This window comes from Brevundimonas sp. AVps4 (assembly GCF_058681525.1).
In genome coordinates, this window is sequence record NZ_CM178741.1 from 2309636 (window position 1) to 2322949 (window position 13314).

The 13314-nt window shown below is 64.5% G+C and carries 20 protein-coding genes and 1 tRNA gene; 5 read left to right on the forward strand and 16 right to left on the reverse strand.

From position 1 onward, the window contains the following. Positions 1-70: 70 nt before the first annotated feature. The 5 genes from rplL to ACW178_RS11435 all read right to left on the reverse strand — a co-directional run bounded on the left by rplL (position 71) and on the right by ACW178_RS11435 (position 3547). Positions 71-457 carry a 50S ribosomal protein L7/L12 gene (gene rplL, locus ACW178_RS11415; protein WP_152950534.1) on the reverse strand — a complete coding sequence of 129 codons (387 nt, stop codon included), beginning with the start codon at positions 455-457 and terminating at the stop codon, positions 71-73. Positions 458-519: 62 nt separating this feature from the next. Beyond that, positions 520-1035, reverse strand: coding sequence for a 50S ribosomal protein L10 (gene rplJ / locus ACW178_RS11420; RefSeq protein ID WP_492024583.1), 516 nt, complete (start codon positions 1033-1035; stop codon positions 520-522). Positions 1036-1338: 303 nt separating this feature from the next. After that, entirely contained in the window at positions 1339-1800 is a 462-nt protein-coding gene (locus ACW178_RS11425) for an NUDIX hydrolase (RefSeq protein ID WP_054765991.1), read from the reverse strand. Positions 1801-1961: 161 nt separating this feature from the next. Continuing rightward, complete coding sequence (locus ACW178_RS11430) at positions 1962-3047, reverse strand: AI-2E family transporter (RefSeq protein ID WP_287104261.1); 1086 nt, start codon at positions 3045-3047, stop codon at positions 1962-1964. 89 nt (positions 3048-3136) lie between these two features. Next, on the reverse strand, positions 3137-3547 hold the full coding sequence (locus ACW178_RS11435) for a winged helix-turn-helix transcriptional regulator (RefSeq protein ID WP_191559022.1): 411 nt from the start codon (positions 3545-3547) through the stop codon (positions 3137-3139). Between the two features lie 52 nt (positions 3548-3599). On the opposite strand from ACW178_RS11435, the gene ACW178_RS11440 reads away from it, so the two are divergent. Beyond that, positions 3600-4208 (forward strand): NAD(P)-dependent oxidoreductase, encoded by a 609-nt coding sequence (locus ACW178_RS11440; RefSeq protein WP_182714528.1) that lies wholly within the window; start codon positions 3600-3602, stop codon positions 4206-4208. Between the two features lie 78 nt (positions 4209-4286). Here the strand turns inward: ACW178_RS11440 and ACW178_RS11445 are convergent, their stop codons facing one another. From ACW178_RS11445 to rplK, 3 genes are all read right to left on the reverse strand, one after another. After that, positions 4287-4814: a DUF2059 domain-containing protein gene (locus ACW178_RS11445; protein WP_191554082.1), complete on the reverse strand. Its 528-nt coding sequence runs from the start codon at positions 4812-4814 to the stop codon at positions 4287-4289. Positions 4815-4931: 117 nt separating this feature from the next. Further along, positions 4932-5621 (reverse strand): 50S ribosomal protein L1, encoded by a 690-nt coding sequence (rplA, locus tag ACW178_RS11450; protein ID WP_054765995.1) that lies wholly within the window; start codon positions 5619-5621, stop codon positions 4932-4934. Between the two features lie 4 nt (positions 5622-5625). After that, positions 5626-6057 (reverse strand): 50S ribosomal protein L11, encoded by a 432-nt coding sequence (rplK, locus tag ACW178_RS11455; protein ID WP_054765996.1) that lies wholly within the window; start codon positions 6055-6057, stop codon positions 5626-5628. Between the two features lie 198 nt (positions 6058-6255). On the opposite strand from rplK, the gene ACW178_RS11460 reads away from it, so the two are divergent. After that, positions 6256-6531, forward strand: a complete 276-nt coding sequence (locus ACW178_RS11460; protein ID WP_191554083.1) for a hypothetical protein — start codon at positions 6256-6258, stop codon at positions 6529-6531. Continuing rightward, positions 6532-7401 carry an AbiTii domain-containing protein gene (locus ACW178_RS11465; protein ID WP_191554084.1) on the forward strand — a complete coding sequence of 290 codons (870 nt, stop codon included), beginning with the start codon at positions 6532-6534 and terminating at the stop codon, positions 7399-7401. 76 nt (positions 7402-7477) lie between these two features. Here the strand turns inward: ACW178_RS11465 and nusG are convergent, their stop codons facing one another. From nusG to ACW178_RS11490, 5 genes are all read right to left on the reverse strand, one after another. Next, positions 7478-8053, reverse strand: coding sequence for a transcription termination/antitermination protein NusG (nusG, locus tag ACW178_RS11470; protein ID WP_054765997.1), 576 nt, complete (start codon positions 8051-8053; stop codon positions 7478-7480). Between the two features lie 13 nt (positions 8054-8066). Further along, positions 8067-8366, reverse strand: a complete 300-nt coding sequence (gene secE, locus ACW178_RS11475) for a preprotein translocase subunit SecE (protein WP_152950536.1) — start codon at positions 8364-8366, stop codon at positions 8067-8069. Positions 8367-8436: 70 nt separating this feature from the next. Then, positions 8437-8512 (reverse strand) — tRNA-Trp (locus ACW178_RS11480). A gap of 96 nt (positions 8513-8608) precedes the next feature. Beyond that, positions 8609-9943, reverse strand: coding sequence for a hemolysin family protein (locus ACW178_RS11485; protein ID WP_191554085.1), 1335 nt, complete (start codon positions 9941-9943; stop codon positions 8609-8611). A gap of 95 nt (positions 9944-10038) precedes the next feature. Next, complete coding sequence (locus tag ACW178_RS11490) at positions 10039-10173, reverse strand: hypothetical protein (protein ID WP_255478917.1); 135 nt, start codon at positions 10171-10173, stop codon at positions 10039-10041. A 132-nt stretch (positions 10174-10305) separates the two neighbouring features. Here ACW178_RS11490 and ACW178_RS11495 point away from each other — a divergent pair, with 132 nt between their 5' ends. After that, positions 10306-10959, forward strand: coding sequence for a DUF938 domain-containing protein (locus ACW178_RS11495; protein WP_287105228.1), 654 nt, complete (start codon positions 10306-10308; stop codon positions 10957-10959). On the opposite strand, the gene ACW178_RS11500 is transcribed toward ACW178_RS11495, so the two are convergent. Continuing rightward, a complete protein-coding gene (locus ACW178_RS11500) occupies positions 10960-11361 on the reverse strand; it encodes a hypothetical protein (RefSeq protein ID WP_007445689.1) in 402 nt (133 codons plus the stop codon). 421 nt (positions 11362-11782) lie between these two features. On the opposite strand from ACW178_RS11500, the gene ACW178_RS11505 reads away from it, so the two are divergent. Continuing rightward, complete coding sequence (locus tag ACW178_RS11505; RefSeq protein ID WP_191558456.1) at positions 11783-12553, forward strand: pseudouridine synthase; 771 nt, start codon at positions 11783-11785, stop codon at positions 12551-12553. Here the strand turns inward: ACW178_RS11505 and ACW178_RS11510 are convergent. Together ACW178_RS11510 and ACW178_RS11515 are read right to left on the reverse strand one after the other, a co-directional pair. Further along, positions 12539-12847, reverse strand: a complete 309-nt coding sequence (locus ACW178_RS11510; protein WP_054766000.1) for a transcriptional regulator — start codon at positions 12845-12847, stop codon at positions 12539-12541. The genes ACW178_RS11505 and ACW178_RS11510 overlap by 15 nt on opposite strands. Continuing rightward, a complete protein-coding gene (locus ACW178_RS11515) occupies positions 12844-13293 on the reverse strand; it encodes a hypothetical protein (RefSeq protein WP_287105229.1) in 450 nt (149 codons plus the stop codon). The genes ACW178_RS11510 and ACW178_RS11515 overlap by 4 nt, the downstream gene beginning before the upstream one ends. Positions 13294-13314: the final 21 nt, after the last annotated feature.

The following is a 13314-nucleotide window of genomic DNA, read 5'->3' on the forward strand; positions in this document are numbered from 1 at the left end:
GCGCTTCGCAAAGAGAAGGCCCCGAGGTTTCCCTCGAGGCCTTCCAATTTCAGCGATGCTGAAGCCCAGATTACTTGATCTGGACCTTGGCGCCGGCTTCCGTCAGCTTCTTGGCGATCTCGTCGGCTTGTTGCTTGGAGACGTTCTCGACGACGTTCTGCGGAGCGCCTTCGACCAGGTCCTTGGCTTCCTTCAGACCCAGGTCCGAACGGACGCCGCGGACTTCCTTGATGACGTTGATCTTCTTGTCGCCGCCGTCGACCAGGACGACGGTGAACTCGGTTTGCTCTTCAGCGGCTTCAGCCGGAGCAGCGGCGCCGCCGCCGGCCGGCATGGCCATGGCGACCGGAGCGGCGGCGGAAACGCCCCACTTTTCTTCCAGCAGCTTGGAGAGTTCAGCGGCTTCCAGAACGGTAAGCGCGGACAGGTCTTCGACGATCTTGGCGAGGTCGGCCATTGTCAGTTTTCCTTCGGAGGATTGGTTTCAGAGAATGATGCAGAGATGAAAGGGTCCGCCGCTTACGCGGCTTCCTTGGTGGCGTAGGCGTTGAACACGCGAGCCAGCTGACCGGCGGGCGCTTGCAGCACGCCGGCGACCTTGGTCGCGGGCGCATTGAGCAGGCCGATGAGCTGAGCGCGGACTTCGTCGAGCGTCGGGAGTTTCGAGAGAGCCTCGACACCCTTCTGATCGACGACGGTTTCGCCCATGAAGCCGCCGATGATCTTGAAGCGATCATTGGTCTTGGCGAACTCGGTGGCGACCTTGGCGGCCGTGCCCGGGTTCTCAGCATAGGCGATGCCCACGGGGCCCTTGAACAGGCCGTGGTAGCCGCTGCCTTCTTCGGCTTCGAGCGCCTTCAGCGCCAGGCGGTTCTTGACCACCTTGAACGCGCCGCCTTCTTTGCGAAGACGGCCGCGCAGATCTTCCATTTCCGCAACGGTCAGACCCAGGTTGTGGGTCACGACCACGGAGCCGGCGTCGGCGAACACGCCCTTGAGCGTCTCGATCGACTCGGCCTTTTGTGCGCGGTCCATTGCGGTCTCCAGTCTTGGTATTCGCCGCCGGGCTTATTCCCGACGGCGGATTGGCCGAGGCGCCGCGCATCGCTGCGAAGCGTTCAGGCCGGTCTTATTGTCCGAAGGATGCGTCTGACGGCGTCCGTCCCGGAATGCGGGCTGACATCGGCAAGGTCGCGTCCCCATCTCCCCACGGCGCCAGAGGGCTCTCTGACAGTTACGGCCTGGGTGACCCCCACGCCCCGAAGTTCTCGGACAGGACCGTCAAAGGCGTGAACCTGTGACGGGAAGGCGCGCTCATACAGGCGCGGCCCGGCGAAATCAAGCCGGCTGTTCGTCCGTCGGCAGGGTTGCGGCGAATTCGAGGATCAAGGCGGCCAGATCCGGTTCGTTGACCGCCGCCGCCGCGGCTTGCGGCGTCATCCATCGCCGCTGGCGCTGATGGTCCTCAGGCCAGGCTCCGAGCTGGATCAGCACCTGCAGCGGATAGACGGAGACCACGCATTTGCGCTGCCCACCGTCCTTCAGGGTCTTGGCGTAGCGAAAGACGCCGATGGGCGCGTCTTCGACCGCCCCCTTGACGCCCGCCTCCTCCAGAGCCTCCTGCACCGCCGCCTGGGCGTCGGTCTTGCCGGCCATACGGCCGCCCTTGGGTATGACCCAGCGTCCGGTCTGGCGCGACGTGATCATGAGGATTCGGCGCTCGCCCTCCTCCACCCGCCAGGGCAGGGCCGCCACCTGACGCATTTCCGAGCGCGCCGTGCGCTTGGCTCCGCTGGCCATACGTCAGATCCCTTCCACCGCAGAAGGCCGAAAGACCGGCCGAGACCCCTTGCCTCGTCCCCGGCTCGCCCGACCATCCGTACCAAGACGGTCGATCGACCACATCTTCCCAAACGTCATCCGGCAAGCGGCGTCAAGACACTGGTAAGCCCGATAAGGAATCAGGTTTGGCCAGGCGCCGTCGCCTCCTCGTCGCCCAGAATGTCCTGTCGGTAAATCATGGTGATGACGGTGTGCAGAACCAGGGCCAGGGGGGTTGCGAACAGGACCCCCAGCGGCCCGAAAAGCGTTCCTATGCCCACGACGGCGAAGATGCCCAGGACCACCGGCAGATTGGCGACGTTCTTCTGCACCATGGGGGTGATGAAGTTGCTCTCCAGCTGGGAAACGGCGACGTAAAGCCCCAGGGTCATCAAGGCGGTCTCCCAGCCCTGGGTCGCGCCCACCAGGACCGCCGGGATGGTGGAGACGATGGGGCCGACGATCGGCACGAACTGCGCCACGCCCGTCAGCAGCCCCAGACCCACCGCCGAGGGCACGCCGATCAGCGCCAGTCCCGTACCCGTCAAGACCCCGACCAGCACCATGGAGAACAGCTGCGCCTTCAACCAGCCCTTCAAGGCGCGGCCGCAGCTGTTCAGCACCTCGCGCAGGCGAGGCCGGTGAGTCTTGGGAGCCAGGGACAGAAGGCCCTCGCGCGATTTGGCGGGCTCGATGGCCAGGAAAACCCCGGCCACCATCACCAGAACCAAGGTGGTGGCCCCGGAGGCGAAGCCCATTGCGAACTTCTGCGCCACTTGCAGCGCCTGCCCCGTCTGTCCGCCCAGACTCTTCAGCTGGTCCAGCAGTTGGGCGGCGTAGGGCTGGGCCTGGATCCAGGACTGCACCCGATCCCAGCCCTGAGGCAGCACCGCCACAAGGGCCGCGATCTGTTCGGCGATCTGGGCGCCGAAGAGGGTCAGAACCCCCGCCAGGATCGAAATGACGATCAACAGGGACAGCAGAACCGCAGCGGGATCGGGCAGGTTGAACCACCGGACGATAGGGTCGGCTAGGGCCCTCAGAACGACCGCGGCCAGAATTGCACCGAAAACCAACAACCATAGGGTGTGTAGCGTGACAATCAGTTGGCCGGCGAAATAGACGCCCACCAGCACCACGGCGCCGAAGGCCAGCCTTCCCTTCCATGGATCGCGTCCGCCCTCATCCGCCGGCGCGCCCTGCGCCGCTCTTCCCAAACCGAACATTCGCTTCCCTTGTTTCGCCTGCCTACAACGCCGCCGGAGCGGCGCCGTTCGAAGCGATGACGAAAAGAGTTCGACCAGGTTCGTGGGACTCAGGGATGATCGCGTCCGTCATAGGCGGCCTGGGCCGCCTCCACCGCGTCCATATGGGTCTCCGCCCAGTCTATCATCGACTGCAGAGCCGCCAGAAGCGATCGGCCCAGGGGCGTCATGGCGTAGGTGACGGACACGGGCACGGTCGGCGCGACCGATCGGGAGACCAGCCCGTCGCGCTCCAGAGCCTTCAGGGTCTGGCTCAACATCTTTTGGGACACGCCGTCGATCCTATGCCTCAGCGCATTGAAACGCATCGGCCCGTCGCCCAGGACGATCAGGATCAGGGTGCTCCATTTGTCGGCGATCCGATCCAGGAGCTGGCGCGTCGGACAGGCGGCGCAAAAGACGTCGCCGCGCAGTCGGGTTTCCAGTGGGTGACCAGGTGAGAGAAAGGTGCCGTCTTGCATAGCCGATTTCCATAACGCACCTGGTCTCCATTGGAAACCTATGGAGACTTTCATGAAGATCGCAGTCTTGGGCGCCAGCGGTCGCGCCGGATCGGAAATCACCAAGGAGCTGGCCTCTCGCGGCCATTCAGTCGTGGCGATCGCCCGCAAGCCGGAAGCCATTCCCGTAGCGCCCGGCGTGACGGCGCTTGGGGGCGACGCCTCGGACGCTGCGGCCTTGGCGAACCTCATCAAGGGATGCGACGCCGTAATCAGCGCCCTGCACCACGACATCAAGGCCGAGACCCTGCTGCAGGCGCTGAAGACTGCGGGCGTGCCGCGCCTTCTGGTCACCGGCGGCGCGGGCAGCCTGGAGGTCGCGCCCGGTCTTCGCCTGATCGACACTCCCGATTTTCCGGAAGAATTCAAACCCTACGCCCTGCCCGGCGTCGCCTTCCTGGAGGATCTGCGGGGCGAGACCGAAACCGACTGGACCTTCTTCTCCCCTGCGGCCTTCATCGAGGAAGGACCGCGCCTGGGCGTCTTCCGCACGGGAACCGATCAGTTGATCGTCGACGCCGACGGACAGAGCCGCATCAGCTTCGCCGACTACGCCATCGCCATGGTGGATGAGTTGGAGCAGCACAACCATTCGCGATCGCGTTTCACGGCGGCCTATTGAGGGCTGGGCGGCGGGTCTTGATCCGCCGCCGTCTTCCAGGTCACAGATGAAACAGTCCCCGTGATCGTCGCCCGAAAGTCACCGCCCAACGGCCTGGGACATCGCCGCCTTCATTTCACGGCGCTGTTCGGCTGTGCATTCGAACTCGTCGCAGAGCACATTGCCCATCTCGGCCATGATTTCCGGCATGATCGCCTGGACCGCCTCCGCCAAACGCGGCGCGGCTTGATAGCTCTTGGTCACCATGGAGCGGCCGACGTCGCTCTGATAGAAGTCCACCAGGGCCTGGAGCTCATCCAGCGTGAAGATGTCGGCGTAGATCGGCGCCATGGCCTCGAACATGCGCGGCATCATGCGCGCCGTCACCTCCCCCATGACCGCACGGAACTTGGCGGCCTCATCTTCGGACATGCCTTCGAGCTCGGCGGGCATCATCATCGACGTCATCTGACCCAGGGCGGCGCCCAGTTCCTCTCCTTGCATCAAGGAGACGAATTTGTTTGCGAGCGCCAGCCGCGCCGCGCTGTCGTCGCGCGTCCCGGCCAGGGCGGCCGGCGCGCAAAACAGTGTCAGGGCCAACATCAGCCCGCCGAAAACGTGTCTCATCCTAAACCCCCGGTTAGACGCCCACCCTGCCGGGCCGTCCGGTTCGAGACAAGAAAAAAGCGGCGGGGATCGCTCCCCGCCGCTCTTCGATACCGATCGTCTTTCGACGCAGACGGCTTAGGCGCCCAGCGAGGCCGGATCGACCTTGAAGCCCGGGCCCATCGTCGACGACAGGCTGATGCGCTTCACATAGGTGCCCTTGGCGCCCGACGGCTTGGCGCGGACCAGGGCGTCCACGATGGCCTTGACGTTGGCCTCCAGAGCTTCCTGGGTGAAGGAGACCTTGCCGACGCCGGCGTGGACGATGCCCGCCTTCTCGACGCGGAACTCGACCGCGCCGCCCTTGGCGTCCTTGACGGCCTGGGCGACGTTCGGGGTCACGGTGCCGACCTTGGGGTTCGGCATCAGGCCGCGCGGGCCCAGCACCTTACCCAGACGGCCGACCAGGGCCATCATGTCCGGCGAGGCGATCACGCGGTCGAACTCCATGAAGCCGCCGGCGATCTTCTCGTACAGGTCTTCGGCGCCGACGTGCTCGGCGCCGGCCGCGACGGCTTCAGCGGCCTTGGCGTCCTTGGCGAAGACGGCGACGCGAACGTCACGACCGGTGCCGGACGGCAGGTTGACCACGCCGCGGACCTGCTGGTCGGCGTGACGCGGATCGACGCCCAGGTTGACGGCGATTTCCAGGGACTCGTCGAACTTGGCCTTGGCGTTTTCCTTGGCCAGCTTGATGGCGTCGGAGAAAGGCAGCAGGTCTTGGGTGACGCCGGTGCGGGCCTTCTGGGCCTTGGTTTGCTTGGCCATGTGCTTAGCCCTCCACCACTTCGAGGCCCATCGCGCGGGCGGAGCCTTCGATGATCTTGGTCGCCGCGTCCAGGTCGTTGGCGTTCAGATCCTTCATCTTCTTCTCGGCGATCTCGCGCAGCTGGGCCACGGTGATCTTGCCGGCCACTTCACGACCGACCAGCTTGGAGCCCGACTTCAGGCCGGTGGCCTGTTTCAGGTACCAGGTCGCCGGCGGCGTCTTGGTGACGAAGGTGAACGACTTGTCCTGATAGACGGTGATGACGGTCGGAAGCGGGGTGCCCTTGGCTTCCTTCTCGGTGCGCGCGTTGAACTCCTTGCAGAAGCCCATGATGTTCACGCCGCGCTGACCCAGAGCCGGGCCGATCGGGGGCGAAGGCGTGGCCGAACCGGCCGGCACTTGCAGCTTGATATAGCCGAGAATCTTCTTGGCCATTGGTCTCTCCTATGAATGACCCGACGAACGAACGACGAGCCGGTGAGCCGTGGTGCGGCATGGCGGCCTCCCACGGATTTGACGTTCCACGAGCCGAGGCCCGCCGAGCGAAGGCGCGCGTGTAACAGAGCGAGACTGGAAAGGCAAACCATACCCACTCCTCCCTATTGCGCAGCAATGGGGAGGCAGCGCAGCAGCGTGAATATCGAGCCGGACAGCCTGATCGACAGCCTTCAAGGCATCATTTTCGACCAGACTCAAAGGATGACGCCAATGTTCAAGGCGATGGGCATGACTGGAATACTGGACGGCGAAGAGTTTATTGCTTCAATGCGCGCGGATAGGAGATACGATAGCATCGCAGAAGACCTTTTGAGAGGCCGGGCCGACGCCTTGGAGCGCTGGTTCAACGACATGGATAGTGCGTCGTCGCCGCCCGTCTTCAGTGTGATTGACGGTGACAGGGAGGACTAGGTGCCAAGTCTAGTTGAAGAGTTGCAGCGGGAAGCGTTGGACCCCAACACGTCCATCCCTGCGCTGCTGCGGAAAGTGAAACTGGTGGCAGTCAAGCTTAGGTTGAGCGACATGACCGAATGGGTTGATGCGGAGCTCAATGGCTTTGATGGCCCGGCCCCAGACTATCGAGTTCGCCGAGGCGATGTCCGGTGGTGGAACCCCTATCATGGCTGGCTGCCCGTCAACGGTGCCAACCGTGTCATGGACGTCATCTCTCAGAAGCGCGTCGGCGAGTCTGTGAGTGCTTTGGAGGCGCTTCTAGCCGGTGACGGGGACGAGTTTCACATCCCGATCTCAAGCGACATGGTGAAGAAGCTGTGGGAGGGTCAGCCATACCCGCCAGACAAAGTCTCCGTCTGGCTTCCGAGAGGCGTATTTGTCGACATCCTTGATAAGGTCCGAACCAAGGTTCTGGACTGGGCTCTCGAACTAGAGAAGGCTGGCATCATGGGCGATGACATCAGCTTCTCGCCGGTTGAGAAAGCAAAGGCCGAGACCGTGACCATCAGCATCGGGACCATGCAGGGCAACTTCCTCGCCGGCGATGTGTCGGGCGACAATGCCCGAGCCAACCTCGGGAGCACCGACAACTCCACCAATGTGATCGGCGACACGCTCACGCAGCTTGGTGAGGCGATTACATCGAGGGTCGAGAACGCTCAGGAGCGCGAGACTCTTTTAGCAGCGGTGCAAGAGATGAAAGACGCCAAGGGCAAGGCTTCGTTCGCGGCCGGCTATCAGAAACTCATAGCTGCAGCCGCTAATCACATGACAGTCATTGCGCCCTTCATTCCCGCTCTCGGCGCGGCTCTTGTCGGCGCCGGTTGAGACCGGGGGGCTTCGAGCAAGAAAAAGCCGCGCCCATTTCCAGGCGCAGCTTCGAATTTCTAGAGCGGCCTGAGCCTCAGCCCGCGACCTTCTCCACCTGGCCGTATTCCAGCTCGACCGGCGTGGCGCGGCCGAAGATGGAGACGGCGACGCGAAGGCGGGCCTGTTCTTCGTCCACGCTCTCAACCGAGCCGTCGAAGCTGGCGAACGGGCCGTCGATGACCTTGACCTTCTCGCCGATGTCGAAGCGGATGGTGGGCTTGGGACGTTCGACGCCCTCTTCCACCTGGCCGATGATGTTCTGAACCTCACGTTCCGAGACCGGCAGGGGCTTGGTGCCGCCGGCGGCGCCCAGGAAGCCGGTGACCTTCGGCGTGTTCTTGACCAGGTGATAGGCCTGGTCGGTCATTTCCATCTTCACCAGCACATAGCCGGGGAAGAACTTGCGTTCCGAGTTCACCTTGCGGCCGCGACGGATCTCGACGACGTCCTCGGTCGGCACCAGGATTTCGGAGAAGGCGTCTTCCAGCCCCTGTTGCTTGGCCTGCTCACGCAGTTGCTCCGCCACCTTCTTCTCGAAGTTCGAGTAGGCGTTGACGATATACCATTTGTGGCGCGGGTTGGCGGGCTTTGCGGGCGCTGCATCGGTCATGGGCGCGTCTTTCTCAGGATCCGAGAGCGATGATGTAGCGGAAGGCGAAACCGAGGACGGTGTCCACGACCCAGAAGAAGATCGAAGCGATCACCACCATGATGAAGACCATCACCGAGGTGATCCAGGTCTCCTTGCGGGTCGGCCAGACGATCTTGCGGGCCTCGGCGCGAACCTGGCTGAAGAACTGCGCCGGGCTGGTGCGGGGCTTCTTGGGCTCGATCGGGTCGACGACGACGGTGGCGCCGGCCGCGACGGCCTGGGGCTTGGAGCCGGCCTGGGGCCGCTTGCCGGGTGATTTGGCCTTGGCCATCAGTTGCTCTTCACACAATTGTTCCTGTCGCCCCAGATGGGTAGTCCCATCCGGAAGCGACAGGGGGGATTGGCAGGAGTTGGGGGACTCGAACCCACGACCCCCGGTTTTGGAGACCGGTGCTCTACCAGCTGAGCTAAACTCCTAGACAATCGCGCGAACCGTCCGGCTCGCGCGTTCGCCAGAGGGGGGCGTATGCCCCACGCCGCCCGTCATTTCAAGGGCGATGTCGCAGTTCCGCTTCAGTCTTCCAGATGGGCGGCGATGGCTTCCCGCTCGGCCTCAGCCTTCACCAGTTCCTTGAAGATCAGCTTGTCGATGCGCCGGTCGTCCATATCGACCACCTCGACCTCGAATCGGCCGACCTGCAGAATCTCGCCCTCGTCCGGGACGCGCGAAATCTGATGCAGAATCAGGCCCGCGACGGTGTGGAAACCCTCGTGCTCGCCGAAGTCCTCGCCCAGGGTGTCGGCGAGATCGTCGAGATCGGTCTGTCCGTCCACCAGCCAGCTGCCGTCTGGGCGCTGATGAATCCAGGCGTCGTCTTCATCGTGGCCCTCGTTGAAGTCGCCCGCGATCATTTCCAGAATGTCGGTGGCGGTGACGACGCCTTCGAAGGCGCCGAACTCATCGACGATGAAGGCCATATGGACCCGGGACCCCTTCAGGATCTCCAGGGCCTTCAGGACCGAGGTCGATTGGGGAATAAAGGCCGGTTCGGCCACCAGGGGTTCGATGTCGAACGTGCCGTCGGTCAGCAGGGCGTCCAGCAGATCCTTCTTGTGCACCACCCCAAGGGGATTATCGACGTCGCTCTCACGCGCCACCACGATCCGGGAATAGGGGCAGGTGCGGATCTCTTCGCGCAACACCGCCTCGGGATCGTCCAGGGCGATCCAGAAGACTTCGTGGCGCGGCGTCATGGCCACCCGCACGGGCCGGTCGCCCAGGCGCAGGATTTCCTCGATCATCACCTGTTCTTCGGGCTCGATCAGGCCAGCGGAGGTGCCTTCGGCCAGGATCGTCGCCACCTCTTCCTGGGTGACGTCCGAACCGTCACGATCCTTGACGCCCAGAATCTTCAGAATGCCCGAGGTCGAGGCCGTCAGCAGCAGAACAAAAGGTTTCAGAGCGACGGCCAGGGTGGAGATGGGCGCGGCCATCTTCGCCGCAATGGTTTCAGGGAAGATGAGGGCCAACCGCTTGGGCACCAGTTCGCCGACGATCAGCGAAACATAGGTGATGCAGACCACGACCAGGGCCGTGGACACGATTTCCGTGTAGGCCGACAGGGCCGGGAAGCTGACTTCCAGAATATGGTCCAGTTCGGCGGCGATGGTGGCCTGACCATAGGCGCCGGCCAGAATGCCGATCAGGGTGATGCCCACCTGGACCGCCGACAGGAACTGCGTCGGCTCCTCTGACAGTTTCAGCGCCTTGCGCGCCCCGCGATCGCCTTTTTCAGCCCGGCTTTGGAGGCGGGATTTTCGCGAGGAGACCACGGCCAACTCGGTCATGGCGAACAGGCCGTTGAGCACCACAAGGAGCAGAACGACGGCAATAGCGATGAGTAACATCTAGGGGTTTTTGGGGACCGACGCGGCGCGACATTCGGCGTCCGCGCGCCTATACTATGACAGGTTGGCGCGCGACGCCACGTTTTCCTTGATCTTCAGCCGGTCCGGCCGACCTCTATCGCCCCATAGGCGCCGGACGTCGAGGCGCGACCGGCGTCATGGGCGCCGGCGCAGGCGCTCATGCCCAAAAGCGTGCCGATGAACAGTCCGGTGCGAAGCGCGCGTCGCATAAGGTTACCAATCGCTTAATACTGACAACCGTCATAAACGATGGATTAAGATTTGGTTCAAGCCGACACCCGCCGGAAGCGAAAAAGAGACGCCACAGCCCGAGCGGCGTCTACAGGATCGAGATGCAGACCATGGATTCCCTCGTCGCCACAGACGGCGCCGCCCTTCCGCCCGGCGCCCTGTCCTCTCCGGCGGCGCGTCGCAACGCCGCGCCGATTCTCGGCGTGCTGAAGGCCCATATGCCCAAGAAAGGCCGCGTGCTGGAGGTCGCCGCCGGATCGGGCGAGCACGCCCTGATCTTCGCCTGCGCCCTTCCCGGCGTGACCTGGACGCCCAGTGATCCGAGCCGTGAGGCGCGCGACAGCATCGACGCCTGGCGGCGGGATGGACCGTCGAATCTGCGGAAGCCCCTTCCGCTGGACGCCGCCGACCCGGCGACATGGCCCCCGACGGCGGGTCCCGAAACGGCTTGGGATGCGGTCTATTGCGCGAACATGGCGCACATCAGCCCCTGGTCGGCGACCGAGGGGCTGATGGTTCTGGCGGGACGGATGCTGCGCGGCCCCGGCGGTCTCTTGGCGCTTTACGGCCCCTATCGCGAGGCCGACCTCCCCCTGTCCCCGTCGAACGCCGCCTTCGACGAGAGTCTGAAGGCGCGAAACCCGAGCTGGGGCTTGAGGGCGCGCGAGGACGTGGAGGATCTGGCCCGGTCGCAGGAGCTGGTCGCGACGCGCCGGGTCCAGATGCCGTCGAACAATCTGATGCTGCTGTTCAGGCGCGCCTGATCAGAGGGCGGCGACCACGGCCGCCAGATCCGGACGGGCGTTCACCAGCTGGACCTGTTCGCCGTTGAACAGGGCGCCGGGCGCCTGTGCGGCCACGCCGAAACGATCGGCCGCCACATCCACGCCGTCGGCGAAGGCGATCACGGGCAGTTGGTTTGCCCGCGCCAGATCGATCAGAGCCCGAACGGCCGCCAGGCCCGTCGCGTCCTGCGCGCCGCCCGGCACGATCAAACCCTTCAAACGCCCCTCGGCGATGTCGGATGCGGTTGCGGTCGCCAAGACCGTCACCCCGCCCGCAACCAAACTGGCGTCGCCGGTCGAAATGGGCGCCAGTCCCACGCCTTCAGCCCGCAGTGCGCCCTCGACATCGCCCATTTCACCGAAGTCCATGTCCCGGCGCATCACCAACCCCATCCGAAGACGGGTGGGCACGGGACGATTATAGCTCGAACGACGAGGACCGGAGGAAGATTTACGTTGTGCGTACAAGACGTCTCCTTTTCAATTTCAATATGTCATCAGATCGCGTCGCCGAATCCGAAGACGCTTCTGGAAAATTTCCAGAGAAACGAAAATGATCGGGATCGGCCGTGGCCGCCCCGCAATCTGCATCGTTTGTGGAATGAGGTCTGATATAGTCGGATCGTCGGCAATATCAACCTTCGCCGGCTCGGAACGTCCTGATCATGGTCATTCACGACCCCCGCGATTTTCTCATACGACCGCCCCGCCTGGAGCCTGATGCGGTGAGGAGGAACGGCTTCGCGGTTCCGTCCGAAGCGGTCATGCTCTAGACAGCCGCATCCTTTGACGACGGACCGTAATGGCTTTTTCCCGCACCTATGACGGCGACGCGCCGGTCCGGATCAACAAGTGGCTGGGCCAGACCGGCGTCTGTTCGCGCCGGGAGGCCGAGAGCCTGATCGCAGACGGACTGGTGACCATCGACGGAGAGGTGGTGCGAGACGCGGGCCGCAAGATCGAGCCGGGCCAGACCCTGACCCTGAACGACACGGCCCAGTCGGCCCTGGCGTCAGGCATGACCATCCTGCTGCACAAGCCGGTCGGCTATGTCTCGGGCCAGCCCGATCCAGGCAAGATACCGGCCGTGCGCCTGTTGAAGGCCCCCAACCGCGTCGGCGAGGGCGAGATTCCGGCGCGCGACGCCTCCCTGCCCCCGATCGGCCGGCTGGACGAGGATTCGCGCGGTCTGCTGCTGCTGTCGTCGGACGGGGTGGTGGCCAAGGCGGTGATCGGGCCGCAGTCCGAACTGGACAAGGAATATCTGGTGGTCGTCGACGGCCAGATCACCGAGGCCAAGCTGGGCAAGCTGCGCCACGGACTGGAGCTGAACGGCAAGCCGCTGAAGCCCGCCCGCGTCACCCAGATCGAACCCCAGCGGCTGCGCTTCATCCTGACAGAGGGCAAATACCGCCAGATCCGCCGAATGTGCGAACTGGTCGGGCTGGAGGTCACGGACCTGTACCGCATCCGCGTGGGGCCGCTGTTGCTGGGAGACCTGCCCGAGGGCCGATGGCGTCACCTGACGCCTGAAGAGCGCGACGCCCTGATCCGACAGTCAGCCGGGAACTGACACCCCGGCCAGCCCCGCCAGACGGGTCAACTCCGCCACATGGCCGGCGAAGGCCTTGCGTCCCGTCGGCGTCAGCACCAGCCAGGTGCGCTGGCGCCCGGCGAAGGCCGCCTTGCGCAGCTTCACATAGCCGGCTTCCTCAAGCTGTTTGACGTGTTTGGACATGACCGAGTCCGACACGCCGACGCCGTCACGCACCACGCCGAACTCCACCTCGTCGGCGGCCGACAGCATGGCGCAGATCTGCAGGCGGCCCGGCGCGTGTATCAGGGCGTCGAAGACGGGCGCGCTCACTCCCCCGCCTCCGTTTCGGCTCGGTAGACGCGCAGCCACAGGCGCGAGCAGCCGAGCGCGGCGACGAAGGCGATCACCCCGAGCGGCAAGGCCCAGAGCGGCTCCCCCCAGCGGCCCACATAGAAGGCGGCCAGCATCAGCACGGCGAAGAGAGCGCCGAGCGCCAGGGCCACCCAACGCGCCCGTTTCGGCGAGAGACCGGTCACGCTGACGCCGGTCTTGTCGGCCCAGCCGCGCCACAGGAGCCCAAACGCCAGGGCGCCGCCACCGGACGCCAGCACGTTGAAGGGCACCGGCGCAACCTGTCCCGCCACGATCACGGCGGCGATGGAGGAATAGACGATGTCGTAGCGCCAGGAGCCCGCCGCGACCCGGTCGCGCACGAAGTGCTTCGACGCTCGAATCTGCGCCAGTTGCGCCTCGTAGTTCTCAGCTTCATCGGACATGGCGATCTCTCCTCACTTTCC

Bases quoted from the DNA above. Each gene is read 5' to 3' on its own strand.
- ACW178_RS11435 (WP_191559022.1), bottom strand. From the start codon at position 3,547: ATGCAAGACGGCACCTTTCTCTCACCTGGTCACCCACTGGAAACCCGA.
- ACW178_RS11425 (WP_054765991.1), bottom strand. From the start codon at position 1,800: ATGGCCAGCGGAGCCAAGCGCACGGCGCGCTCGGAAATGCGTCAGGTG.
- rplL (WP_152950534.1), bottom strand. From the start codon at position 457: ATGGCCGACCTCGCCAAGATCGTCGAAGACCTGTCCGCGCTTACCGTT.
- ACW178_RS11505 (WP_191558456.1), top strand. From the start codon at position 11,783: ATGGCTTTTTCCCGCACCTATGACGGCGACGCGCCGGTCCGGATCAAC.
- ACW178_RS11440 (WP_182714528.1), top strand. From the start codon at position 3,600: ATGAAGATCGCAGTCTTGGGCGCCAGCGGTCGCGCCGGATCGGAAATC.
- nusG (WP_054765997.1), bottom strand. From the start codon at position 8,053: ATGACCGATGCAGCGCCCGCAAAGCCCGCCAACCCGCGCCACAAATGG.
- ACW178_RS11515 (WP_287105229.1), bottom strand. From the start codon at position 13,293: ATGTCCGATGAAGCTGAGAACTACGAGGCGCAACTGGCGCAGATTCGA.
- ACW178_RS11500 (WP_007445689.1), bottom strand. From the start codon at position 11,361: ATGCGCCGGGACATGGACTTCGGTGAAATGGGCGATGTCGAGGGCGCA.
- ACW178_RS11485 (WP_191554085.1), bottom strand. From the start codon at position 9,943: ATGTTACTCATCGCTATTGCCGTCGTTCTGCTCCTTGTGGTGCTCAAC.
- ACW178_RS11430 (WP_287104261.1), bottom strand. From the start codon at position 3,047: ATGTTCGGTTTGGGAAGAGCGGCGCAGGGCGCGCCGGCGGATGAGGGC.
- ACW178_RS11490 (WP_255478917.1), bottom strand. From the start codon at position 10,173: ATGCGACGCGCGCTTCGCACCGGACTGTTCATCGGCACGCTTTTGGGC.
- rplK (WP_054765996.1), bottom strand. From the start codon at position 6,057: ATGGCCAAGAAGATTCTCGGCTATATCAAGCTGCAAGTGCCGGCCGGT.
- ACW178_RS11445 (WP_191554082.1), bottom strand. From the start codon at position 4,814: ATGAGACACGTTTTCGGCGGGCTGATGTTGGCCCTGACACTGTTTTGC.
- secE (WP_152950536.1), bottom strand. From the start codon at position 8,366: ATGGCCAAGGCCAAATCACCCGGCAAGCGGCCCCAGGCCGGCTCCAAG.
- ACW178_RS11495 (WP_287105228.1), top strand. From the start codon at position 10,306: ATGGATTCCCTCGTCGCCACAGACGGCGCCGCCCTTCCGCCCGGCGCC.
- rplJ (WP_492024583.1), bottom strand. From the start codon at position 1,035: ATGGACCGCGCACAAAAGGCCGAGTCGATCGAGACGCTCAAGGGCGTG.
- rplA (WP_054765995.1), bottom strand. From the start codon at position 5,621: ATGGCCAAGCAAACCAAGGCCCAGAAGGCCCGCACCGGCGTCACCCAA.